Here is a 24,955-nt window from a genome sequence, read left to right on the forward strand (position 1 = left end):
TTATTTGATGAAAGTAGTGAAGGCGGTGGCGGTAGTCCGACTTTGGAATCAGGAATCAAAGTCAAGACTCCTAATGGTGGGTGTTTGAAAGCACTCCCTGGTCCTGGTACTGGTCAGGCTGTTACCTGTGTAAGCAGTGGCTCTGTACTCAAACCTGTGGTTGCTAAAAATGGGAATTGGCTACAGCTGAGCAGCGGCAATTGGGTCTATGGTCCTTACACTACCTCTAAATTATTTTAATCTGAATCTTTATAGGACAGGACTTACCCAGTAACTCTACTTGTAAGGTGCATTAATAAAGCACCTTACGGCTAGGATTACCTCTCAAACCTGAGGTTATTGATAACATTGATCACTTCTGCTTTAGTCATTCCGGGACGAATTTCTGGTCTATATAGCATTTCTATGACAGCTTGATCAATCTCAGCATATTCGGTAGTATCAGTCCAGCCTTGGAAAAATACACTATTTCTGTATTTATAGGAATCCCTCATCAGTCCTATAGATTGGGTGAGCTCTTCTCGGATTAGGTGAGACCGTGCCTTTTGGGTAATACTAGTTGTAGAAATCATAATTCTTGACTTATAAATAACTTGGTTATTCCACCAAGTCCGAACAAACCCAAAATTGACCGGTCGATAGTTAGGCTCATAGCGACGAAACTCGTATTCGGGAACAAAATAAATCTTTAAATTGGGATCATTATCATCAAAACTTATTTGAATAGCATCTTTGGTAATGCTATTTATTTCATCAATAACGGTTGACAAAGTCTGCCAATCTTCAGGGGTTGGCAAGCCGATAACCTTAATCCTCACATTCCTATCCCATTTTTTGATAGTAGGATTAGAGAAGCCGTATTCTGAGCCTAAGGCAATTTCTAAAAAATAATCAATTTGAGCTTGAGTATAGTTTTTGTTTTCAATTGATTGGAGAGTCGGTTGTGTCCTACTTAGCTCATAATTATTCCCATAAGTGGGTGGTTGATAGGTAGATGGGATCAAAAAACCTAAGAAACTCAGAATAACAGACTTGACGATTGGCAAACAAAAATTACGCATGGTCATCCGTAAAGAAAGTAGATTAATCTGGAGAGTTAGGTTGATAAGCGAGGGGGTTTTACCACAGTGATGATCCGCGATCGCATTACTGTGGAGTGCCGATCAAAAAAAACCCCAGCAGTCAGCTGAGGAAAATTATCCAGGAGATTTACTTTGATCACATCCGTTATAACTCTTAAATCCGCCAGGAAATTGACTACATCCGGAAAGATTGATCATGGTTGGGTTCATTAAACCGAATAAACTCAGAATATATGACTTGAGGATTGGCAAACAAAAATTAGGCATGGTCATCCCCAATGGACAAGTAGATGAATCTAGACGTGCGACCCGTGGTGAATTTAATTCTTAATCGTAAGAGCGCACCTAAAAGTCAGGTTGTTCACAGGCGGTTTTGGCACAGTTATGAGCCGCGATCCCATTACTGTAGAGAGCCGATCATATTAAAAACCCCCAGCAGTCAGCAGGGGGCAAAATCCAGGAGATTTACCTTTTGAGGGTAATTATCGAACAGATTTACTTTGATCACATCCGTTATATTTCTTAAATCCAGCCCTAAATTGACTAGCTCCGGAAAGATTTCATGGTTGGGCTCAAAAAAACCAAGAGACTGAGAATATATGACTTGAGGATGGGCCAACAAAACTTAAGCATGGTCATCCCCTTTGGAATTAATCTAGAGCGTCAGGTTGCTCAGAGGGGGTTTTGGCACAGTGATGATCCGCGATCGCATCACTGTAGAGCGCCGCTCAAAATAAAAACCCCCAGCAGTCAGCAGGGGGCAAAATCCAGGAGATTTACCTTTTGAGGGTAATTATCGAACAGATTTACTTTGATCACATCCGTTATATTTCTTAAATCCAGCCCGAAATTGACTAGCTCCGGAAAGATTTCATGGTTGGGCTCAAAAAAACCAAGAGACTGAGAATATATGACTTGAGGATGGGCCAACAAAACTTAAGCATGGTCATCCCCTTTGGAATTAATCTAGAGAATTGGGTTGCTCTATAGCAATAAGCGCGCGGGTATTTACAAATAATGGTGAGGGATAAATTGCCAAAAGCTTTGTCAAACTTGGCTTTTCTCTTCCCATCTTGATGCAGTCGCTCACGCCTGCATCAAGACCAGGCTCAAAAATGTAGTTAACGATACTCTTAAGCCTCGAAAACTACTTCTTACCTATTTCCTATTCCCTATTCCCTATTCCCTATTCCCTATTCCCTATTCCCTGTTCAAGACTTCTGAGGCGATCCGATCACTGTACGACGCAATTACAATAAAAACCCCCAGCTTACTGCTGGGGGAAATATCCAGGAGATTTACCTTTTGAAGGTAATTATCCGGGAGATTTACCTTTACCACATCCGTTATAACTCTTAAATCCAGCCGGAAATTGACTACATCCGGAAAGATTGCTAAAAGATTACTCCTTAAAGATTGCTCATTGTTGGGATCAAAGATATAGCAGTTCTACAACTTGTCAGTTACAAATTTCTGGTTTTTAGGGAGCAGCGATGCAGCGCGGTCTTGGGGGTTTCCCCCATGAGCGACTGCATCAAGACGGGAGCAGGGAGCAGGGAGCAGGGAAGAGGGAAGAGGGAAGACAGAAGAGGGAAGAGGGAAGACAGAAGAGGGAAGATGTAAAAACTAATGTGTACCTCATGAGTCCTAGAAACGCTATATTACCTGGGAACTGCTGAAGGAGTGATCAGGTAAACGGGTGATCGGGTAAAGGGATGATCGGATCAGCAGTTATGACCGATGAAGGTAACTGGGGTTGACGTGAGCAAGAGTGATGTCTATTAAGATAGTAGTGTTATTAACACAATACAAATATTGCTAGATAACTGGCTATCATAAAAAAAAAATTGGTAGGAAAGCGATGGAAAGCTTAGTCTGCGTTAATCTTGCCGAGTCCTATGAAGACGCGGATAATTTTCAGTGGCAAGATGATAATGGTTTAATTCGATGGTTGGATGGGCTAAACACTCCCACTATTCCTAGTTCAGCTTGGATCAAGATTAGTGCGATCGCAATTGCCCTAACCATCCTCAGTACCGCTGCTAATGCCAGTGCTAAAGTGCTTCAAAAAGGCAGCCGTGGAGCACAGGTTACTTCTCTTCAGAGAGAGTTGGCAGCGGCTGGCTTTTATAAAGGTCGGATTACTGGCAACTATGACATGTTAACCCAGTCTTATGTTGCTATCTTTCAGCAAAAGAAGGGACTACCAATAGATGGTGTGGCTGGACCAAAAACCCTAGCAGCGTTATATAAAAATGCTGGTACTGATATTAGTCTACCAACAAACACACAGCTCAAACGCGGTAGTAGAGGAACGGTAGTCAGCGATCTACAAAAGAAGTTGACAACCTTGGAATTTTTTAATGGTCCGATCACTGGCTATTACGGACGCATGACCCAAGCAGCGGTAATTAAATTTCAGCGAGCCAAGGGATTACCTGTGGATGGTGTGGCTGGACCAAACACATTGTTGGTAATCAATGGTGGTTCGATCAACACCGCCACTGAGTTACGGCGAGGTAACAGAGGAACTGCTGTGACCAAACTGCAACAGCGCATGAAGGAGTTGAAAGTCTACAACGGTCCAGTAACGGGATTCTACGGTCGTTTGACTGAAGGAGGGGTCAGAAACTTCCAGCGCAATAGGGGACTACCAGTGACTGGTATTGCTGACTCTCGGACTTTGTCAGACTTAGCCAAAAATCCTAATGATAAGGATATTCTTACCAATGTGACTGAGTTGCGACCAGGCAGCAATGGGGAATCGGTGACAAAACTGCAAAATCGCCTCACAGAGTTGGGATTTTACAAAGGGCCAGTAACAGGATACTATGGTAAGTTAACTGAGACCGCAGTCAAAGAGTATCAGCTTTCTCGGGAACTGCCAGCAAATGGCATTGCTGACTCTCGTACCTTATCAGCACTACGGGGCAATTCTTCTGGTATTGCCGTTGCTGCTAGCATCATTACTCCATTAAAACGAGGTAGTCGTGGCACAAGAGTGAATAGCCTTCAGAATCGCTTGATTTACCTAGGCTACTATGAAGGACTAAAAGATGGCGTATTTGGACCAGCCACAGAGGCAGCCCTGAAGCGATATCAACGGGACAAAGGCTTATTACCCAGTGGAATTGCTGATGCTAGAACCTTTTCATCTCTTGCTCCACGGTAATCGCTGAACGTCTGGTATAATCTCAAAACCTTGACAGCCCTGTCCTCGCCTAACTATAGGAGTGTGGGCGGGGTATCCTGCTGAAATTTTTAATAAATCAGGATGCCTACTCAAACCATTGAAATCCTATCAGCTGAAGAACTGCGCCGTACAGTCAATCGTTTGGCATCTCAAGTGATCGAACAAGTGAGTGATTTGTCCAAACTAGCACTGGTTGGTATATATACCAGAGGTGTTCCTTTAGCTGAGTTGCTAGGACGTCAGATTGAAACCCTAGAGCAGGTCAGTGTGCCAGTGGGAGCCTTGGATATCACCTTTTATCGAGATGATCTTGATCAAATTGGTATCCGTACCCCGGCAAAAACAAATATTCCCTTCGATCTTGATTGTAAGATAGTGGTGTTGGTAGATGATGTCATTTATAGAGGACGTACCATTCGTGCTGCTTTAAACGCGGTGCTTGAGTATGGTAGACCCCAAACGATTAAATTATTAGTGCTAGTAGACCGAGGACATCGGGAACTGCCGATTAGTCCAGATTTTACCGGCAAGCTACTCCCCACATCCGCCGAAGAACAGGTAAAGGTTTATCTAAACGATAATGATGGTCGGGATGGAGTGGAATTAATTAAAGTAATTAGCCCCTGAATCGTGATCAGATTGCTCTTATTTTCCAAATTGTTATGACCCAAACCCAACAGCGAAAGGCTGACCACATCAGGATTTGTCTCGATGAAGATGTTCAATTTCGTGCCAATACCAATGGACTGGAAAGGTACCGCTTCACTCACTGTTGCTTACCAGAACTAAACCGCAGTGAGATTGACATATCTACTAAATTTCTGGGGAAATCCTTGGGAGCACCATTGTTGATTTCTTCTATGACTGGTGGTACTGAACAGGCAAAAACGATTAATTTTCGTCTGGCTGAGGTTGCCCAACATTACAAACTAGCCATGGGGGTTGGTTCTCAGCGAGTAGCTGTGGAAAAACCCGAGGTTGGTCATACCTTTGCGGTGCGCTCCCAAGCTCCAGATATTATCCTATTTGCCAACATCGGTGCGGTTCAGCTTAACTACAGTTATGGAGTAGAAGAATGCCAAAAGGTGGTTGACCTGTTAACAGCAGATGCGCTGATTTTGCACATCAATCCCTTGCAGGAGTGCATTCAAGCTAATGGAGATACTAATTTCAAGGGTTTACTTGACAAAATTCATGGTTTATGCAGTAAGTTAACGGTACCAGTGATTGCTAAAGAAGTGGGTAATGGCATCTCAGCAGCTATGGCCCAGAAGTTGCTGGAGGCTGGTGTTACCGCTATTGATGTTGCAGGTGCGGGTGGCACCTCTTGGGCAAAGGTAGAAAGTGAGCGAGGATTAACGGCTCATCAGCGTCGGTTAGGACAGACCTTTGGTGACTGGGGTTTACCAACCGCTGAGTGCATTACCAGTATTCGAGCTATTGCCCCCGACATTCCCTTAATTGCATCTGGTGGATTGCGCAATGGTTTAGATGTGGCAAAAGCGATCGCATTAGGAGCCGATATTGCTGGTCTAGCATTACCATTCCTGCAAGCAGCAGCTGAGTCAGTAGATGCCCTTGATGCCTTAGTGCAACTGTTAATGGCAGAAATTACTACCGCTCTATTCTGCACCGGTAATGCTACGTTGTCTGATCTCAAGCAATCCAACGCTTTAAAAAAGTTAGCATAGTTGTAATAGGGAATAGGGAATCGGGAATAGAGAATAGGGAATCGGGAATCGGGAATGGCTAATAGCTCAACGGCCTTAATCCTTAAATACTTCATCAATATAGACTTGATCATTAACCTAGCTTTTACTAATCTAATGAGGTGCATATATTTTTTTATTGCTCCCTGCTCCCTGCTCCCTGCTCCCTGCTACCTGCTACCTGCTACCTGCTACCTGCTACCTGCTACCTGCTCCCTGCTCCCTGCTCCCTGCTCCCTGCTCCCTGCTCCCTAAAACCAAGAATAAAAGCACCTCAGCTGATTGATAAATGCTATCCTTAATCCTTCATCCTTAATCCCCTTAATCCTTTACCAAATGCGTCAATTTCTCCAACAAACATTTGCCAGCCTAGTAGGAAGTCTTGCCGGTTTAATTCTATTTTTTAGTTTAGCTACTAGTGGATTCCTGTTTCTACTGATTGCAGTAGCATCCAAAGATACAGGACCACAGGTTCAAGATAAATCAGTACTGGTGTTTGATTTATCCGTCAATATCAGCGATACCAATCCTACCTCAAGCACTAGTGAAGTGATTGAAGAGGTGTTATCGGGTCAACAAACCAATATCATCCCTTTGCGCAAGGTGCTCGATACTCTGGATAAGGCAACTAAGGATAAGCGCATTGTTGCCATCTACCTGGATGGAGCTGCATCTAAAACTGTTGGGAACACTGGCTTGGCAAATCTCAAGGAGGTAAGGGAGGCTCTGGAACGTTTCCGAGCTGCTGGGAAAAAAATTATTGCCTATGACGTAGATTTGGGAGAACGGGAATACTATCTTAGCTCAGTTGCGGATACGATAATTCTTAACCCGATGGGAGTTGTAGAAATCAATGGCTTGAACTCTGCCCAACTTTTTCTGACCGGAGCTCTCCAGAAGTATGGTATTGGTGTTCAGGTAGTTCGAGTTGGCAAGTACAAGTCCGCAGTTGAACCGTTCTTGCTCAAACAGCTCAGTCCTGAAAGTCGGGAACAGACTCGAGAATTGTTAGATGATATTTGGAATGAATTTTTGACAACTGTGGGGAAAAGTCGTGAGATTACTCCCAAGACCTTGCAAGCGATCGCTAATACTAAAGGGATGTTGATCGCATCAGAGGCCAAAACTCAAGGTTTGGTGGATCAAGTTGGATACTTCGATGAGGTGATTGCTGCTCTCAAGGAGCTTACTGGAGAAAACGAAAAGGATAAATCGTTCCGGAAAATTAAGCTGGCTACTTACGCTAGTGCGAAAAGTCCTTACTCTAAAAATCGCAAGTCTAAGCATAAAATTGCCGTAGTTTATGCCGAGGGTAGCATTGTTGACGGTCAGGGAAACCTTGAGCAAGTAGGGGGTGAACGCTTTGCTAAACAGCTGCGCGAGCTACGGCTGGATAAAGATATTAAAGCAGTAGTGCTCAGGGTTAATAGTCCTGGTGGCAGTGCTACAGCCTCTGAGATTATTCAACGGGAAGTGCGGCTGCTCCGTCAAGAAAAGCCAGTGATTGTGTCTATGGGCAATGTGGCAGCTTCTGGTGGCTACTGGATTTCTACCTATAGCGACCGAATTTTTGCTGAGCCAAATACTATCACTGGTTCTATTGGTGTCTTTGGTGTACTTTTTAATATCCAAGAATTAGCTAACAACAATGGTCTGACCTGGGATATTGTACAAACAGCTTCTTTAGCGGATATTCAAAGTACTGTCCGTCCCAAAACAGACCAAGAGTTGGCAATCTACCAAACCATGGTTAATCAGATTTATGACCAGTTCATTGACAAGGTAGCAGAGTCACGTAAATTGCCTAAGGGCAAGGTGAAAGATATTGCTCAGGGACGGGTTTGGTCAGGTATAGACGCCAAGGAGATAGGTTTAGTTGATGAGATTGGGGGTATTAATGATGCTATTAAGTATGCAGCTAAGCAAGCTAAGTTAAAGAATGATTGGAAAGTAGAAGAGTATCCAAAAATTCCTAGTTTCGAGGAAATGATTCTGAAGACCCTGACTAATGATGTTAGGGTCACAAGCCGACAATTACCTGAGCCACTAACTACAGAATTGCTTAAGCTAAAGGAGGATTTGGCAATTTTAACAACCTTGAATGACCCTAAGGGGATTTATTCTATTTTGCCGTTTAACTGGCGGATTGATTAAGGGTTGAACGCGCACGCGTGGCCTTTTGGCCAAGGTTGTCTTTCAGAATGCAGAATGTAGAATTAAGAAGGTATAGTAATTTTGAATAAGAGTGGTACAATATAAAGAGTAAAAGAAAAACCAGAATAAATCATTTAAAAAATGTCTTACAGTCTAGATTTACGAACAAAAGTCATTGACTATATTGAACACGGAGGAAGTATTTTATCGGCTGCTATAATCTATAAAGTGGGACGCTCTACAATCTATAGGTGGCTAGCAAGAGTGGATTTAAAACCGACAAAAGTCACACGGCGTAAGCGAAAATTAGATTGGCATGCATTAGAACAAGATGTGAAAGACAATCCAGATTTAAGATTATGCGATCGCGCTCAAAAGTTTGGAGTTAATATTAGTTCAATTGCTTATGCATTGCGTCAGATGAAAATCACACAAAAAAAAAAGAGTTAAGGTATCGAGAAAGAAATAGACAAGAAAGAATAAACTACTATAGATTACTAAGAGAGTTGATTAAAAAGCATGGAATAGAAAGCCTTGTATATATTGACGAGAGTGGATTTGAGGAAGTTCAAGCATGTCTATATGCTTGGTCAAAGAGAGGGAAAAAAGTAATAGGGAACAAACAAGGTAAAAGGAAAAAAAGAGAAAACTTGGTGGCAGGAAGAAGAAAAAGAAAGAAAGATTTAATTGCCCCAATGATTTTTGAAGGAAGCTTAAATGCTGTTGGGTTTGAGGGATGGCTAGAAAAATATTTATTGCCATCACTTGAGCGAAAATCAGTGCTAATCATGGACAATGCACCAATTCACAGAAAGACCCTGATTAAGGACTTAGTTGCCGGCCTTGGGCATGAAGTCATATTTCTCCCTAAATACTCTCCAGATTTAAATGATATAGAACACGACTTTGGTGCATTAAAGAAGAAAAGAATGTACGAAGGAAAAGATAAATCTATTGATGATATAATTAGAGATTATTGTAACTGTTAATGTCCCAGTTTAATTCAGAATGACTATAGAATTAAGAAGGTAGACTTTGGAATTATACCTTCTTAATTCAAAACTGTTTGAGATTGAGATTCCTTAAAGTTTTTTAAGATTCAGCTAGAAATCGAAAGCAACACTTCGCTGACCTAATCCTCAAGAAACGACTAAAGTCTCAATCATTGCTTCACATAGCGCCCCATTCAAAACTTGATCGAACCTAACAAACATTGGAGAACTATTGAGTTCCAAAAATACAAGTTGCTTGGTGTGTGGATCGGTTTTGAAGTCAGCCGCCCCAAAATCCATCTGTAAAGCGACCATTAATTTACGTAGCAACTCTACTTCTTGGGGAACTGTTTCGAGTGGAATCACCTCAGCATCTGGTTTAACCCGATAATCTAGATGCTGACTACGGATTTCAAAAGCAAAGGCATGATTCCCTACGACATAGATCCGTACTTCTGGCGCTACTAAACGATTTTGGACAATGGCTGGCATCGCAGCACAACCATTACGAAACTGGATAGAGGAGTACAATTGCTCTAGGGAATAACAAAAATCACCCCCAGCAACGGGTTTAGCAATCGCACTCCCCGCAGAATATTTTCCCAATTCCTCAGCTTCGTTGGTGATCCAAGTATCAGGGGTTTGCAAACCTAACTGTTGCGCTAGGATCAGCATTGCTGGCTTATTGCCAACTGCAGGTACATGGTGACGATTGAACAACCGGATATGGTTTTGGGATAGCAACCAACCATAGAGGGTTTGATACCAACCCGATGCCCGTTGTGATGCCCCAGAGTTCGGAGCGTTAATATTACCAAAAACGTCATACCGAATAAAAGCTCCGGTTACAGACAGAACTGGAGCCTCAACTCTGGGATGCCTTTGGGTAAAATGCCATGAAAATTTCGGACTTTCTTCTTGCCCATGGCGTAAATCGCAAATCGGGACTTGTTGACCTTGAGCAACTTCAATCAACCGAGTCAGATTTGGATCTAACTCCCCACCTGCAACAAGCAAACATCCACCATCTGCTGATTTAATCATTAGTACCGACCAAATGGACTACTCTCTTCACCCAGTGCTAGAGTTGTTTGTCCTTCCTCTCCTACTGCCTTTGTTGTCGGTTGAGGCTCTTCCTCTCCTAGTGCCTGTGTAGTGACTTGAGGATCTTCCTCTCCGTATGCCCGTGTAGTCGGTTGAGGAGCTTCCTCTCCGTATGCCCGTGTAGTCGGTTGAGCTTGTATAGTAAATCGAGGATCTTCCTCTCCCAATGCTAATGTAGTCGTTTGAGGCTCTTCCTCTCCGTATGCCTGTGTAGTAAATCGAGGCTCTTCCTCTCCGTATGCCCGTGTAGTTGGTTGAGGCTCTTCCTCTCCGTATGCCTGTGTAGTTGGTTGAGCTTGTGTACTAAATCGAGGATCTTCCTCTCCGTATGCCCGTGTAGTCGGTTGAGGCTCTTCCTCTCCTAGTGCCTGTGTCGTAACTTGAGGCTCTTCCTCTCCTAGTGCCTGTGTCGTAACTTGAGGCTCTTCCTCTCCGTATGCCCGTGTCGTAGGTTCCTCTTCTCCTACTGCCAATGTCGTCGGTCGAGGGCTTGACTCGCCAGGCTTGAGGAACTCAGCAGCATGAACCGTAATAGAATTGATTCGGGCAGAAACAATTACCGCATCTGCACCATTGGTCGGTGAAAAGTCAACACAAGCCGTGATTGGCGTCAGTCTTGGAAGACTAATACCTGACGGTTTATCAGCATCAAAACTGAATTCTAGGACAGAATCATCTGGATTGGGGTCTACTGAGTTGTCTAACCGGGGATTTGTCCAGCCAGAAGTGGCAGCAAGCCCATCTGCTTGAATACTGAGTACAAGGGGAGACTCACTTATCTTAATTACAGAAACTTCCAAAACTCTGAAAACTTTCATCCTGCTACGTATTTTCTCCAGATATATCTAACAGTTATTCATGATTAAGTCACCATTAAAGTCACCTTAGATCCTTTGATGCAAAGTAACTTTGATGGTTGACTCAACTATCCATAGGAATTTATATCCTTTTTGTTTCTAAATAAGATGAGGCGTTATAAAAATTTAAGCATTATATAGCAGTCCTATATGATTCGTGAAATATATTGGCCAAAGTGAACGCTAAAACCCTTGCCCAGCAATAATCCCAGATTTTGCTGATTTTACAAATGATTTAGCATTGCTATAGCGGTTTTCATGAGTCGGGTACCGTTAAATGTGAATTACACTATTTACCCCGTTCCCGATTCCCGATTCCCGATTCCCGATTCCCGATTAAAACCGATACTTGCGAATCTGCTGTTGAGAATCTTTACTTACCAGCGCCCAGATTCCGATTGGTAAACCATTCCCTTGAGCATCCACCTTAATTTCCATCACAATTGGTGGTGGTGATATCGGTAGGTTAGAGTTCTCTTGCCTAGCACTATTTAATTCTTCATTAATTTGTTCCCGTTGGTCTTCTGGCATATAGTAAGTTTCCAATCCATACTCAATCGAGCCATAGTTAGCAACACCTTTGAGGGGAATCTGATTAGCTGGTAGTCTGGAAGGTAATTTGGCAGTTAAGCCTACTGGTTTCCAGGGTATTGGTAGTTGAGTTGAGTTGGATGAGTCTGGTGCTTCTAAAATTAGGTAAAAACGGGTACCAGGCTTGATAAAGGTTACCTTGTTGCCATTAGGTTGTTGCTTGGGCAATTTCTGCCAGCCAGGAAGATTGCGTAAGTTGTCCTGATTAGAGATATCGTATCTTAATGTTTGGGAATAGCCTCGCAAAAGTTCGTAAGGGTCTACTGGCGCTGTCTGAAGGATGACAGTTTGTCCAGTCAGTGTAGTGTAAATTGCCTGGGTGGGAACAGTAATAATTAGTGCGGTTTGAAATAAAAGAGGTACCCAGAATCGCCAGCTTGGTATAGGACGGGAATACTCAGAATTAATGCTCATAATTCATAATTCATAATTCATAATTCATAATTCATAATTCAGATAGCGCTCAAACCATAGTCCAGCACCAATAATACCTAGCCCACACAGGAATAAGACTATGGATTTGACTAATAAACCAGTATCGTACTCCAGCATCCGGCTCAAAATTTGCAGCGTCAGTAGCACCATGCCACCCCAAAATAAACCTCGTTTCCCCTCTGCTAGTCCGGCGCGGATTAAACCGATGTCGATTAGGAATAAAAGCAGATTGAAGATGAAAACCGCTATGATCGGTAGAATACCAATACTGAGATGCCAATAGGGAACTAGGGCGCTGATCACAATCATAGTAGCCACAACCTTAGTTGTTGAGTCCATTCGACGTAACAGTTTTATCCATGCCCAGATCGTTAAGCTACCTAAAATGAGACTATCAATCACCGCAGGTTCCAGGAGTATTGAGGTGACGTCAACTAGGGGTTTGACTGATGGGGAAGTATCCCATAACACGTGGAAAGACAAAAAATAACATGATAGGCTGAGGAAGGTGATTCCAAGGGTGCGGGCTGTGCTATTAAATTCCTGGAGGTTGGGCTGAATTCTTCCCAAAAAACCTCCGTATGACCATAACAAGGCTGGTGGTAGAGCGCATGCGATCGCAGCAATCCAACCGGGATAAGGCCATAGCTCGAAGTTGATCAAGTTCCATTCCAGGGCAACAACTACTGCGATCGCACTTAAGCGAAACATCCATCGTGAACGGCACCAGTAAGCCAGGGGAATAAACAGTAAACCCGCAAACACTGGCATATGTTGTATGATTAGCCTTAGCCAAGACAACTCTGTGATTGCCAGAAATTCTGGCTGGGACATTCCTCGCACATACCCTAACCCAATCAAGACCATTGCCAGCATTCCTAATAGGGTCAAGCGTAGGCTATAAGCCATGGCTAAGACTCCTAATCCCCAAATCAGGTATAACTGATAGAGTGGTCCACTTTGGTGGAACATTTGGGACATCAGTGCTATATTGGCTCCTAAAGTCAGGGCTCCTAAAAGTAATAAACCCTTTCCCAAACGGCTTTGCCTACCTTGGGTTGGGTCTCGCCATAGATAGAAGCCAGCAATGTTGATCCCGAAGAAGACACTAAGAAGCAAAGTCACTTTCAACCACCGAGACCAGGCTTGCCAGTTGGCTGCCACAAAGGTGATCATTCCCAAGCCTAAGAGAAGACTGCCTAGTACCAGCAAAATTACGACGAATCGATTACGGGCCGCTACTTCCAGGTCACTAAATTGATAGCGTTCCGCTAATTGAGCGTATAGGCCAGCATCAATCAACCCTTCTGTTTGCCATTGTTGTGCTTCTTGACGTAACTGGTGACGAAATTTATCGGAAGGCATCGCAACCTATTTTTTTAGAGCTTAAGACTTTCATCTGGAAATACACCATGTTATAATCACTAACCGACTGACTGAATGTTTGATTATGTCCATGATATGGTGTAAACATTCTGTAATAATTAGATTAGAGTAAGTAAAAAACTGTTAACTAGAATCGGAGCTAATGGTAAAGCAAAGGTCAACGTGTGGGTCGTAGTAGCTCCGATCATGTGGTATATAGGAGTTTTGATTTTACTACATCCGTCTGTTCAGTTGAGGTTGGTAAGGTACGTCAGAAGATTGTCTAGACGTGGTAAGTGTTCGTCCCTCAAATTTCTCCTTATCCACCCTAGTGACTGGTGTCAACAATTTTTTCCTTTTTTTGTTATAGCCCGGAGGTATCTCTAAATGTCCATTCGTCTGTACATAGGTAACTTACCTAAAGAAGAAGTAAACCGTGATGAGCTGCAAGCTATTTTTGCTGAAGCCGGTGACAACTTTAGCACAAAAGTGATTAAAGATCGTAAAACTGGTAAATGTCGGGGCTTCGGCTTCGTCACGGTGGCAACGGATGAGGAGGCTGATCAATTCATTGAAAAGTTCAATGGTCATATGTTCAAGGATACTGCCTTGAAAATTGAAAAAGCCCTGCCACGATCCAAGAATCCAGAGAAAGAAGCATCTAAGGAGAAAGAAAAACCCAATCAGGACTCAACTTCATCTAGCAGCAACACTCCCCCCCCTCGCCGTAACAACAACAAGAGTAAGTCTAATAAGCGTAAGCATCAACAGACTACATCTGACCCCGCTGGCATTCAACCCGATCCCCGTTGGGCTAATGAATTGGCAAAGCTGAAAGAAATGTTATCGGCTCAAACTACTAACTCTTAATTTTGAGTGAGATTAGCCCTACGCCATACCCGTCAGGGAGGCGTGGGCTTATTATAATTTTTGAATAAAAGATCTAATCACCAAGCGCCTGGGTTATTCCAGTCTGCTGATAGTACTACTTTAATATCGATATCTGACTCATTCTGCCAGACAGAGAGTCTTTTATTTTTTTTGGGTCATGTACACTGGCAAATCCCTATAGGTTTATGGTGATTTAAAAGGGAGGTCAAGTAATTTTGCATCGTCTGTTACCCAATCGATTTACAATTATCAATTGTGAACTAAAACTTAAGTTTTAACCACTGACCACTAACCACTAATCACTAACGTTGTTATGAGTGCAGAAATTGACCCCATTAAGCTAATGAAACAGGAAGTTGGCAAAGCAGCTGCCAAGCGGGTGCAGTCGGGAATGATTGTGGGGCTAGGCACTGGTTCAACGACTGCCTATGCAATTCAGTTTTTAGGCGATCGCTTAAACTCTGGAGAGATTAAGGATATTGTAGGGATCCCCACCTCTTTCCAGGCAGAAGTCTTGGCGAAACAGTACGGTATTCCTTTGACTACCCTTGATGCGGTGGATCACATTGATGTAGCGATTGATGGTGCTGACGAAGTCGATCCCCAGAAAAATTTGATTAAGGGGGGTGGCGCTGCCCACACCCGTGAGAAAATTGTAGATTCCCTGGCCAAACAATTTATCGTAGTCGTGGATAGCACTAAAATAGTTGACCACTTGGGGTCTACCTTCTTATTACCTGTAGAAGTTATCCCGATGGCAATCACACCAGTTATGAATGCCATTGAAAAGCTAGGGGGTAAACCGGAACTGCGCATGGGGGTCAAAAAAGCTGGACCAGTGATTACAGATCAGGGAAATATGGTGGTTGATGTTAAATTTGACGCCATTGATAACCCAGCTGAGCTAGAAAAAACTATCAATAATATTCCTGGTGTTCTGGAAAATGGTTTATTTGTTGGGGTTACCGATCTGGTTCTAGTTGGAGAAGTTAAGGATGGTCAGACCGTAATCCGGGAAATTTAACACATCCAGTACTAAAGCTTCATGGTGCCGTGGGATTCTTGCTTGATAGAAATACTAAGGTATTTCCCCCAAGCCAAGGCAATTAACTGTATCTCCCACGGCTTAACTAATTTTTCCGCTAAAGAGTAGTTGATGAGACTTTGTCGAGTTTAGCTTTCCGGCGAAAGAAGCCCCATACTCAATGCTACGCCATGAGTGTGGGATGAATTTTGCACAGGATATGCATGGAATAGGAAAACGAGCTATCAAGCTTCTGAGCAATTCGGAGGAAGTCATCCCCCTAGGATTGACCGTAGGTCAGGCTACTGGCGGTGCTTCCTGTTTAAGTTGTCGTTTTTCCTGCGTCATTTAGCCTAATCATAACTGTTTTATATTTCATTTTGCATTGATACATGTCATAACATTTGTTAATATAATAATAGGTCGAGAAACAAGAGGGCAACAATGAGGTTAGCTTACCAATACAGACTGCGATTAACGCGCATCACAGATCGCGAAAATAGAAAAGTGGCTGGACATGTTGCGCCACCAGTATAATTACTTGTTAGCCGATAGGTTTGATTGGTACGAACAGAACCGTTGTGCCGCGAATTCTTGTCCTCTTGTTTGCCATCTACCAGAACTTAGGGAAAATCCAGACTATTTTTCACAGAAGAAAACTCTTCCTGATTTAAAGAAAAGCAGGCCGTGGTACGAGGAAATACACTCTCAAGTTCTGCAAGACTGCGTTAAAAGGGTAGACTTAGCTTTTAAGCGGTTTTTGAAGGGGGATTGCAATGGGAACAGAAGCGGCAGACCCAGATTCAAGAGTAATAACAGGTACCGTTCTTTTACCTTTCCTTCCCTCTCTAAAAACCCAATTAACGGGAATCTGTTGACCTTGCCAAAATTTGGGCAAGTCAAAATGATTTACCATAGACCAATTCCTGATGGCTTTAAAATAAAAACAGCTACGATAACCCGAAAGGCCGATGGCTATTATGTTACCCTATCGATTCAAGATGATACTGTTCCCGATATCATTCCGATCAATAGCGTCAGTAAACCTATTGGTATTGACATGGGTCTTAAGTCGTTTTTGGTTAAATCTGATGGTACAGAAGTGGAAATCCCTCAGTATTATCGGAAAGCTCACAAACGACTTAAGAAAATTCATAAAGCTGTTAGTCGATCTAAGAAAGGGAGTAATAATAGAAAGAAGGCTGTATTCAAACTAGGAAAGGCTCACAAAAAGGTAGCTGATACCAGGAAAGATTTTCACTTTAAAACCGCAAAAGGTCTACTAGATGATCACGATATGGTAGCTCATGAAAAGCTCAATATCAAAGGTCTGGCCAAGACCAAAATGGCAAAATCAGTTTTAGATGCTGGGTGGGGTCAATTCCTCTCAATCCTGTCAGTCAAAGCCGTTCGCGTAGCGTGGCCTACGGCCTTGAATGCTGGACTGGTAACGAAAGCAGTGGATCCCCGAAATACTAGCCAAAACTGTTCTAATTGTGGCAAAAAGGTTCCAAAGAAATTAAAAGACCGAATTCATTCTTGCCCTCATTGTGGATACACAGCGGATAGGGACATAAACGCGGCAATTAATATATTAAACTTGGCGGTGGGGCATCCCGTCAGCAGTAAAGCTTTCCGAGTATCCGTTCGCGAAGCGTCGGCGTAAGCCGATACCAATGGGTGGAGTTGGAAAGAAGCCTACACTGAACCTGAAAAGGTCAGTGTAGGAGTATGTCACCCACCAGCGGCAAAGGTGAGCATGATGACTGCTGAAAGCAACATACCAGGACTTAGTAACAGAACTAACATCAAAAAATCATGGGATTCCATAATCGTAAACTCTCCTAACTGCTTCTTTACTAAGTTAACCTGGGAGAAAGGCTAATCCCGGAAAATCAAGAATTTATCAAGAATTCATAAGCTGTCAGCAGTCAGCGGTCAGCGGTCACCGCTGACCGCTTCAAAAAAACATCGTTCGCCTGTGCCACAGGCTTTGACGCTGGGATTTAACTCAGTATTAAACGAATGCTTACCTCTTGTCTTGATGCAGTCGCTCATGGGGGAAACCCCCAAGACCGCGCTGCATCGCTGATTCAAAAGCTGAACGCGCAGGCGTGGGCGTAGCGCATTAGCTGATAGCTCAATTGTCCTTAACTTGGAGCAGGAGAATAACGAATTTATCAGCATCTTCTAGTTGCTGTTAAACGTAAGATGGGTTTACCCTGGGCATCAGTTTACAATACCTTTTAACTTAAGTTTGAAACCGGGAAGCACTGCTTCTCCAGATAACTCTTTTGGATTATCTATAATCTCAGTTTTTTGTCCTGATCGATAAATTTCAACCCGTTGATTCTGAGGATCAATCAGCCACCCCAAGCGCAAGCCATTGTCAATATACTCTTGCATTTTTGCCCGTAGCTCCTTCAGACTGTCAGACTTTGATCGCAACTCAATTACGAAATCAGGACAAACTTTAGGAAAGGTTTGTTTTTGTTCCTCTGTCAGTGCATCCCAGCGGTGACGTGACACCCAAGAACTATCAGGGGAGCGATTGGAGCCATTGGGCAGTTCAAATCCGGTAGATGAGTCAAATGCTTCTCCTTTTTCCGGGTTTTCCTCATACCAATTTCCTAATTGCCTGGTAATACTTAGATTTCTTTTACCGGTTTCCCATCCTGTTGGTGGATTCACAATCAATTTTCCCTGGGCAGTTCTTTCTAATCTCAGGTCTCGGTTAGCAGTGGCTAATTGTTCAAATTGTTGGTAACTGACTTTGAGGTCTAAAGATGGTGGAACGATTAGCTTTAGTAGGGGTTCTAGTTGACTTGACATAACCGTTTATCCTGGCAATTGAGATATAACGAGAGAGCAGAATATAAAGAACTCACGTCGGGGAATTACATTGGGATTATAGGTAGTTAAACTAACTTGTGTTCGCGTAGCGTGGCCTACGGCCAATCGCTTAATGGATATGGGTTTTTAGTTGAGTAGGGTGTGTTAGGGACGGGCTATCCCTAATGTTCAGCCTCTTCGCCAGTTGCAACAGTCCGTCCCGTAACGCACCACCGAGTCAAACAGCTTTTAGGAGATGCACCCTACTAGTTTCGGTAGATCCCCATTTGATGGTATTTACCCTGCTTAAGAGGGCACTCTAGATAATATAGGATATCAAGTGTTATGGAGAACTATAAATAAAATGGCTGAATTGGTTTCCCAACCTACATCAATCCAATCTGTCTACACATGGTACAGCGAAAACAAGCTTTATGTAAACCGTCGGTATCAAAGAAAGTTGGTTTGGACTTTGAAAGAAAAGCAAAAACTAATCGAGTCAATTATTAAAAAATATCCCATTCCAGCAATTTTAATTGCAGAGTTAGATAATCCTCCTGAAACTTATGAGATTATCGATGGTTTGCAAAGACTGCACAGTATTATGTCGTTCATAGAAAATGGTTTTTGTACTGAAGATGATAAAAAGTATTTCGATCTTCAGTATTTTCCAACAGCGAAGAGTCGAGCAGATGAAGGATCATTCAACCCGAACACCAAAGCCAAGTCATATCTTTCTCAGAAAGAAGTTAGCGTGATATTAGACTATAATCTGGCATTTTCAGTAATGCGTAATGCCACAGAAACTGAAGTCAATGATGTTTTTGACAGAATCAATACATATGGCCGTCGTTTAAGTGATCAAGAAAGGCGTCAGGCTGGTGTACAAAATGATTTTTCTAATATGGTCAGAAAAATTGGGTCTATCCTTCGGGAAGATCAAACTGAAACTGATATTTTGACTCTGGAAAAGATGCCATCTATCAGTATTGATTTACAAAAGACTAAACAGGGCTATACTGTTCAGGCTAATAATGTATTTTGGGTCAAGCAAGGTATTCTGAACTCAACGGATTTGCGAGATAGCATGGATGAACAATGTATCGCGGATATAGCTGCGTGCATTGTAGGTAAAAGAATGATTGAGCGATCAAAAGATGCTCTTGATAAGATTTATGAACAAGGAAGCAATGAATCAGAAAGAATTTTGGATGCTCTTAAAGTATATGGCAGTCAACGATTTATTGACGAATTTAAATACTGTGTTGATCAAATTATTAGGATTTGCAATCAAAAAAAATCTGAAAAACTAAGAGATATTGTATTTGAAAACAACAAAACTAACTCTTGTCAATCTGTTTTTGCTATTCTGATGATTGCTTTACACGAATTAATTGTTAAAGAAAGCAAACAGATCACTGATTATTCAGGTATCAGGAAAGCAATTTCTAACCTGGCTACAAGAATAGGCACAACCCGGAGGGCTAGGAAAGCTGAAGAGCGGCGTAAGAATGTCAATCAAGTTAAGGGATTAATTCGAGGCTTTTTTATTGAAAAAGAAAATAAAACACAGATTTATGATAATCCTTCAATAATTGAGATTGAGTCTATGTTGACTAGATCAGAGATTGAGCTACCTAACTATGAACTAAAGCAGGGACTTCTTTCACTTTCTCATCAGCGAAATGTGGATAACAAGCTTATTGACAAGGTTATCAAAACAATCTGTGCGATCGCGAATAATGGTCCAGAAAAAACTGGAAAGATAATTATTGGGGTGACTGATAAAAAGGCCGATGCCGATCGAATTAAAGAGCTAGATAATATAGAGTGTCTACAGGTTGGAAAGCGGTTTGTTGCTGGAGTCAATCGAGAAGCTAAAGTCCTAGGTATAGCAGAAGAAGACTACTTTTCAAAATGGAAAAATGCGATAAAAAATTCTGATTTATCTCCATCACTTAGGGATTCAGTACTATCAAATCTGGATTTCAATTCATTCTATGGCTTAGGTGTTATCCTTATTAATATTTTGCCGCAGAAGGAACTCTCATATGTTGGAGACGAAGTATACTGGCGTAAGGGTGATGGGACTGAACTAGCAAACAATGCCAAACAGATTGCTATGTTGGCGAAGCGCTTTTAAGACTTAGATAGCTTTAGGGGCGACATGGAATCCAAAAAGCTTACTATATTTTGAGGCTAATCAGCTATGGTTTGATACAGTCGAGAATTTATTTGTGTCCTAAGTCACAAATTTTCTCGGCGATCTCCTGCCCAAGATCCCACATCATCCTCCGACCAAGGGAGTGGTGGATTGCTGCTATAGTCAATAAAATAGTCATAGCCTAACTGGTCATAAAGCTGATCCACCAATGTCTGTAATTCTACCACTGGTTCCGTATCCCCAGGAAGAAGGGGAAGCTGAAAAGAGGGAATGCGTTCGCCTTTGGCGTGGCCTACGGCCAATCGCATAAATTAAAAAGGTACAAGTCAGCAGTGGGACGGGTATTAGAACGACTGACTAAAATCCGATAATGACTCGGATTACTGCTGTTAGAAACAGGCAAGGGTTCTCCATCTCGCAACAGGTCAATTTCGACCAAATGAGTCATACTCTCGAATATCTGCTGCCGTTTGGCTTCGTATTTCTGACGCCCTTCTCCTGGTTTATTGGCAGGGGAGATAACCTCAATCGCTGTCACCACTTCCTTAGTGGCTACATCTTTAACCTCGATGTAGGATTGTCGGACTTCTTCTCGTAAAGGAACAGCTACCTTAATCGGTTGAACTGACGGTTCAGATACCGCAACTGCTGTAGCCATTGCAGCTGAAGCATCTCGGCTTTGTTGAACCGTAACATCTGGTCTACCAATAGCAATCTTGGTTGAGCCAGCAATCTTATAAACCCACTTATCCGTAACCACCCGATATTTAGGTAGCAGTTTGGGAATTAATGCTCTAGCCAAAGCCGCCACCAATTGATTGTGGAAATCCGACCAATATTCCGGTTGTTCAAGGTAGGGATTCATCCCTGGAAATGGGTTAGTCATATAGCATTTTGATTTGAGTTGTAAACATACTTCCTTAGAGCTGATTCGTAAACTCGCACTAAACCTTGTAGGATAAGGCTTGCGCTAAAATAGAACAATTGAACTATTTAATACCGAAAAGACAATCATAGCAAGGCTTTCAGACTTGTTATGATTGTCTTTACGAATCAGCTCTAAGGGGGCCTTGCCCCAAACTAAATATCAGCTGATAGAGCTGAGAAAAGTACCGAGTAAATTCCAGAATCTTTTCCCTAGCCAAGCTGATAACACTCCACAGTAAATGGAGAAGCCAATGCTTAAAAGCATTATGGTATTCAAAGATATCTCTACATGCCAAATCCATCGATAGATAGACATGATAGCGATGCCCCCCAGTAATCCGGCAGCCGCACCTGCTGCCGTCTGAGTTAATACTTGTCTTGCAGTAGGTTGAGTCGTTTCTGTTTCCATAACTAGAGGCTCCTCGTTAGTATCGTTAGCAATTTTGCACGGGACACACAGCAGTGTGCCCCCAATCTCAATCTATTCAATTACTTCACCTTGGATGCAATCAATTCCTGACCCCCTTGATAAAGTGTTAGTCCGTCAACGGTTTCATCTGCTGACAAATTGAATTGAATCGTGATATTTGCAACCTGAGCCAAGAATTTAGTCTCTGAAACAGGGTAAATTGATTGCTGGGTCAAGTTCAACAATCTCAGGCTTACTGGATTAATTAACTGTGACAGTGTCAATATCAACAGTTAATTTTTCTAGTTGAGCCTGTACCTCTGAAGACATCTCGGCCTGGTAACGTCCGCCTAAATGTTCAGCTAAAAACTTCTCTAATCCAGCGGTCATGGCCAGGGAGTTGATCTCCTTACGGAAACCATGGCCTTCATCGGGGGCAATCAGATATTCCACCGGTCGGCCATTGTCTCGCAATGCGGCCACAATTTGGTCTGACTCCGCTTGCTTAACTCGGGGATCGTTGGCTCCCTGAACCACCATCAGCGGGGCTTGAATTTGGTCGGCGGAAAACAGGGGTGACTGGGCTTCTAGACGGGTGCGATCGCTCGGATCATCCGGATCTCCCACCCGCAGAGCAAAGGAAGCCTTGATCGACTCCCAATAGGGAGGAATTGACTTGAGCAAGGTAATCAGATTCGATGGCCCCACCATAGATGCACCGGCAGCATAAATATCTGGCGTAAATGCCAAACCAGCTAGGGTGGCATAGCCTCCATAGGAGACACCAAAAATTCCCACACGCTCTGGATCGGCAATCCCTGCATCAATCAGATACTGCACGCCATCCGTCAGGTCATGCTGCATTGCACCCGTGCCCCATTCGTTGTTACCGGCATTGAGAAAGGCTTTACCATAGCCAGTGGACCCTCTAAAGTTGGGTTGGAGAACGGCGTAGCCACGATTAGCGAGAAACTGGGTAAACGGCCTGTACCCCCACATATCTCGTCCCCAAGGTCCACCGTGGGGCATGACAATCACCGGTAGCTTCACTGGGTCTACCCCCTGGGGCAGGGTCAGATAGGCTGGAATCTCTAGACCATCACGGGCTGTATAGCGGATCGGCTGCATGGTGGCCAAATTTTCCCTGGGCAGCTCTGGCCGATCATCGTAGAGTTTTTCCAGGGTTTGAGTACTACGATCAAATAGATAAGTAGACCCGGGATTCACATCGCTCCGGGTTCCAATCAACGCAAAGCGATCATCGATAGTAAGGGATTGCAACACAATATCAACGTCGGGCAGTTGTTGTTTCAGAAACGCTAGATCAGCCGCTATCTTGTCGTTTTGAGGATAGATGCGGATGCGATCGCCAACATAGGAGGTAGCAATCAACTCATCAGTCGCTTCTGAAAACACTGCACGGCCAAAATCCACCTGGTTTTCAGGATCAACTTCCACGACCTGACTCTGCTGGCTTTCGAGATTAAGCAGCTCTAACTGGATTAAATTCCCATCCCGATTGCTGATCAGATACACCCGTTGGCCATCTTTATGAAATCGAATGGGACGACAGGTTTCTTCAATTCGACAGGTGTAAACAGGTGTTAATCCATCTTTTTGCACCGCCAGAATCTCATGCCCCCCTTCCAGGCTTTGGCGATAGCCGATGCGCACATTACCGTCTAAATCCGTTGTCCAGAGGGCAATATTCTCGTCATTTTGAATCAGCAGCGTCCGCTCGCCTGTTGTCAAATCCAAACGATAGACATCATGAAACTGGGGATTGCGCTCGTTAAGACCGATAATGATGTGGTTGGGAGTCCGTTTAGGAATGCTGTAGATCATGGCCGTAATCCCCTCTACAGGGGTTAAATCGCGGGTTACCGGGCTAGTCTCACCTAAAGATTTAGCTTCAACCGCATAAATGTGAAAATTCTCATTGCCCCCTTTATCCTGGGCGTAGAGAATGTAACGACCATCGGCGCTCCAAAAGTAAATTATAATTGGGCTTTCAGCATCAGCCGTGACTGGACGAGCAGCTTCCATCGGTTCATCGATGCCCTTAACCCACACATTGATCACGCCGTCTAGAGGTTTTTGAAAGGCCAGAAACTTACCGTCGGGGGAAAGCTGGGCACCCGTAATCTCTGGATCGCCAAAGAATAGTTCCCGCTGAAGTAACGGTGCTACAGCGGTCTGACTTTTAGCAGCGCTAGCAGTTTTTGCCGTTAGCGGCAGCGGTTGATTGCCAAGGCAACCCATCAAACTAATAGAAATCATCAAACCTGCACCAAATTGAACTTGTTTCATGATAAACCGTATCCTCTGAATAGTTGCTTATAATTCAATATTAAATAGGCCATTTCAAACTGACTATAGCGAAAGGTCATATAGATACATGACCTTTGTCATGGAAATTTATCCATAAGTTTCATAAGCTGTAGAAGCAGTCATAAGCATTAGGTAAGCTGATGTCAGCTCGGACAACTCCTCAGGTTTCCACCATTAATCCTTCAATTCCCAAAATCCTGCGCTATGTGGAATGGGCATTCTTAGTCATGGTGACCCTGAGACTGATTTTTCCCATCCTGAATAAATCATTGCCCTATGAGGCCAATAACAGTTACTATCTAGTCTTCTGCGTATTAGGAGTTTTGGCAATTCTGAGCTTTTTCTTTCCAATTCGTCGCCCCATGTGGCAGCGACGAGCCTATATCTTTGCCGAAATTGCCTGTCTGTTACTAACACGTATCTTTAGTCAGGTGGGTTTGGATCTCCTTCTCTGTATATACTTAGCCAAAAGCTGTTTTCTGTTGCGTCGTCGGGACGTGATCATCACGGTTGTTTTAGCCGGTATTGCCTGGCATATAGGTTTAGCGTGGTGGTTTATGAATGGTTTTCTAACTGATCTCTCAAACCCAATTGAAGAGCAGAAAGCTCTTTTTGAACAGCGAGTAAAAATGATCCAAGAGGCTCCCCAAGTATTGCTTGCAGATACGATTTTCAATAACCTTGTACTCTATATTTCTATGAGCATACTGATTATTCTGCTCTGTTTTACCTTAGTAGCTGAGTACAGGAGTCGTCAGCAAGCAATCGCCTTAACTCAGGAAGTTGAATTGCTAGCCGCAGATTTAGAACGCACCCGCATTGCTCGCGATATTCATGATTCATTGGGGCATACTTTGACCTCCCTTGATGTGCAGCTAGAATTAGCACAACGACT

The 24,955-nt window shown here is 43.1% G+C and carries 22 protein-coding genes and 2 pseudogenes; 14 read left to right on the forward strand and 10 right to left on the reverse strand.

The genetic code is table 11. The features are described from left to right. On the forward strand, window positions 1-240 hold a 240-nt coding region (locus F6K52_RS11465), incomplete at its 5' end, for a hypothetical protein (RefSeq protein ID WP_293077497.1). A gap of 77 nt (window positions 241-317) precedes the next feature. Here F6K52_RS11465 and F6K52_RS11470 read toward each other — a convergent pair. Then, window positions 318-1,067: a DUF2927 domain-containing protein gene (locus F6K52_RS11470; RefSeq protein WP_293077499.1), complete on the reverse strand. Its 750-nt coding sequence runs from the start codon at window positions 1,065-1,067 to the stop codon at window positions 318-320. Window positions 1,068-1,278: 211 nt separating this feature from the next. Here F6K52_RS11470 and F6K52_RS11475 point away from each other — a divergent pair, with 211 nt between their 5' ends. The 8 genes and pseudogenes from F6K52_RS11475 to F6K52_RS11510 all read left to right on the forward strand — a co-directional run bounded on the left by F6K52_RS11475 (window position 1,279) and on the right by F6K52_RS11510 (window position 9,127). Beyond that, window positions 1,279-1,413, forward strand: coding sequence for a hypothetical protein (locus tag F6K52_RS11475; RefSeq protein WP_293077501.1), 135 nt, complete (start codon window positions 1,279-1,281; stop codon window positions 1,411-1,413). A gap of 1,162 nt (window positions 1,414-2,575) precedes the next feature. Then, window positions 2,576-2,761, forward strand: coding sequence for a hypothetical protein (locus F6K52_RS11480; RefSeq protein ID WP_293077503.1), 186 nt, complete (start codon window positions 2,576-2,578; stop codon window positions 2,759-2,761). A gap of 182 nt (window positions 2,762-2,943) precedes the next feature. Then, window positions 2,944-4,254 carry a peptidoglycan-binding protein gene (locus F6K52_RS11485; RefSeq protein WP_293077505.1) on the forward strand — a complete coding sequence of 437 codons (1,311 nt, stop codon included), beginning with the start codon at window positions 2,944-2,946 and terminating at the stop codon, window positions 4,252-4,254. Between the two features lie 102 nt (window positions 4,255-4,356). Continuing rightward, window positions 4,357-4,902 carry a bifunctional pyr operon transcriptional regulator/uracil phosphoribosyltransferase PyrR gene (pyrR, locus tag F6K52_RS11490; protein ID WP_293077507.1) on the forward strand — a complete coding sequence of 182 codons (546 nt, stop codon included), beginning with the start codon at window positions 4,357-4,359 and terminating at the stop codon, window positions 4,900-4,902. A 35-nt stretch (window positions 4,903-4,937) separates the two neighbouring features. Further along, the gene (fni, locus tag F6K52_RS11495; protein WP_293077510.1) at window positions 4,938-5,966 is read left to right on the forward strand and encodes a type 2 isopentenyl-diphosphate Delta-isomerase; all 1,029 of its coding nucleotides are present in this window, start codon (window positions 4,938-4,940) and stop codon (window positions 5,964-5,966) included. 135 nt (window positions 5,967-6,101) lie between these two features. Further along, the gene (locus F6K52_RS11500; RefSeq protein ID WP_293077512.1) at window positions 6,102-6,239 is read left to right on the forward strand and encodes a hypothetical protein; all 138 of its coding nucleotides are present in this window, start codon (window positions 6,102-6,104) and stop codon (window positions 6,237-6,239) included. Window positions 6,240-6,320: 81 nt separating this feature from the next. Continuing rightward, entirely contained in the window at window positions 6,321-8,138 is a 1,818-nt protein-coding gene (gene sppA, locus F6K52_RS11505) for a signal peptide peptidase SppA (RefSeq protein ID WP_293077514.1), read from the forward strand. Between the two features lie 141 nt (window positions 8,139-8,279). Next, window positions 8,280-9,127: pseudogene (locus F6K52_RS11510) on the forward strand (IS630 family transposase). 150 nt (window positions 9,128-9,277) lie between these two features. Here the strand turns inward: F6K52_RS11510 and F6K52_RS11515 are convergent. The 4 genes from F6K52_RS11515 to F6K52_RS11530 form a co-directional block, all read right to left on the reverse strand. Beyond that, complete coding sequence (locus tag F6K52_RS11515) at window positions 9,278-10,174, reverse strand: hypothetical protein (protein ID WP_293077516.1); 897 nt, start codon at window positions 10,172-10,174, stop codon at window positions 9,278-9,280. Beyond that, window positions 10,174-11,052, reverse strand: coding sequence for a hypothetical protein (locus tag F6K52_RS11520; RefSeq protein WP_293077518.1), 879 nt, complete (start codon window positions 11,050-11,052; stop codon window positions 10,174-10,176). The genes F6K52_RS11515 and F6K52_RS11520 overlap by 1 nt, the downstream gene beginning before the upstream one ends. A 375-nt stretch (window positions 11,053-11,427) precedes the next feature. Next, a complete protein-coding gene (locus tag F6K52_RS11525; RefSeq protein WP_293077520.1) occupies window positions 11,428-12,096 on the reverse strand; it encodes a GDYXXLXY domain-containing protein in 669 nt (222 codons plus the stop codon). 24 nt (window positions 12,097-12,120) lie between these two features. Further along, entirely contained in the window at window positions 12,121-13,482 is a 1,362-nt protein-coding gene (locus F6K52_RS11530; protein WP_293077522.1) for a DUF2157 domain-containing protein, read from the reverse strand. Window positions 13,483-13,869: 387 nt separating this feature from the next. Between F6K52_RS11530 and F6K52_RS11535 the strand changes: the two genes are divergently transcribed. The 3 genes and pseudogenes from F6K52_RS11535 (at window position 13,870) to F6K52_RS11545 (ending at window position 17,063) form a co-directional block, all read left to right on the forward strand. After that, window positions 13,870-14,352: an RNA-binding protein gene (locus F6K52_RS11535; RefSeq protein WP_293077524.1), complete on the forward strand. Its 483-nt coding sequence runs from the start codon at window positions 13,870-13,872 to the stop codon at window positions 14,350-14,352. A 334-nt stretch (window positions 14,353-14,686) separates the two neighbouring features. Next, entirely contained in the window at window positions 14,687-15,397 is a 711-nt protein-coding gene (gene rpiA / locus F6K52_RS11540; RefSeq protein WP_293077526.1) for a ribose-5-phosphate isomerase RpiA, read from the forward strand. A gap of 444 nt (window positions 15,398-15,841) precedes the next feature. Continuing rightward, a pseudogene (locus F6K52_RS11545) lies at window positions 15,842-17,063 on the forward strand (transposase). Window positions 17,064-17,626: 563 nt separating this feature from the next. Here the strand turns inward: F6K52_RS11545 and F6K52_RS11550 are convergent. Beyond that, a complete protein-coding gene (locus tag F6K52_RS11550; protein WP_293077528.1) occupies window positions 17,627-18,229 on the reverse strand; it encodes a Uma2 family endonuclease in 603 nt (200 codons plus the stop codon). Between the two features lie 364 nt (window positions 18,230-18,593). Between F6K52_RS11550 and F6K52_RS11555 the strand changes: the two genes are divergently transcribed. Next, window positions 18,594-20,372: a DUF262 domain-containing protein gene (locus F6K52_RS11555; protein WP_293077530.1), complete on the forward strand. Its 1,779-nt coding sequence runs from the start codon at window positions 18,594-18,596 to the stop codon at window positions 20,370-20,372. Window positions 20,373-20,476: 104 nt separating this feature from the next. On the opposite strand, the gene F6K52_RS11560 is transcribed toward F6K52_RS11555, so the two are convergent. The 4 genes from F6K52_RS11560 to F6K52_RS11575 all read right to left on the reverse strand — a co-directional run bounded on the left by F6K52_RS11560 (window position 20,477) and on the right by F6K52_RS11575 (window position 24,039). Continuing rightward, window positions 20,477-20,701, reverse strand: coding sequence for a DUF4058 family protein (locus F6K52_RS11560; protein WP_293077532.1), 225 nt, complete (start codon window positions 20,699-20,701; stop codon window positions 20,477-20,479). Further along, complete coding sequence (locus F6K52_RS11565) at window positions 20,686-21,279, reverse strand: DUF4058 family protein (protein WP_293077534.1); 594 nt, start codon at window positions 21,277-21,279, stop codon at window positions 20,686-20,688. The genes F6K52_RS11560 and F6K52_RS11565 overlap by 16 nt, the downstream gene beginning before the upstream one ends. Before the next feature lie 201 nt (window positions 21,280-21,480). After that, complete coding sequence (locus F6K52_RS11570; protein WP_293077536.1) at window positions 21,481-21,729, reverse strand: hypothetical protein; 249 nt, start codon at window positions 21,727-21,729, stop codon at window positions 21,481-21,483. Between the two features lie 261 nt (window positions 21,730-21,990). Beyond that, a complete protein-coding gene (locus F6K52_RS11575) occupies window positions 21,991-24,039 on the reverse strand; it encodes an alpha/beta fold hydrolase (RefSeq protein ID WP_293077538.1) in 2,049 nt (682 codons plus the stop codon). 161 nt (window positions 24,040-24,200) lie between these two features. Here F6K52_RS11575 and F6K52_RS11580 point away from each other — a divergent pair. Further along, a partial coding sequence (locus F6K52_RS11580) for a histidine kinase dimerization/phosphoacceptor domain-containing protein (RefSeq protein WP_293077540.1) occupies window positions 24,201-24,955 on the forward strand: 755 nt, incomplete at its 3' end.

This window comes from Moorena sp. SIO3H5 (assembly GCF_010692395.1).
Lineage (GTDB): Bacteria > Cyanobacteriota > Cyanobacteriia > Cyanobacteriales > Coleofasciculaceae > Moorena.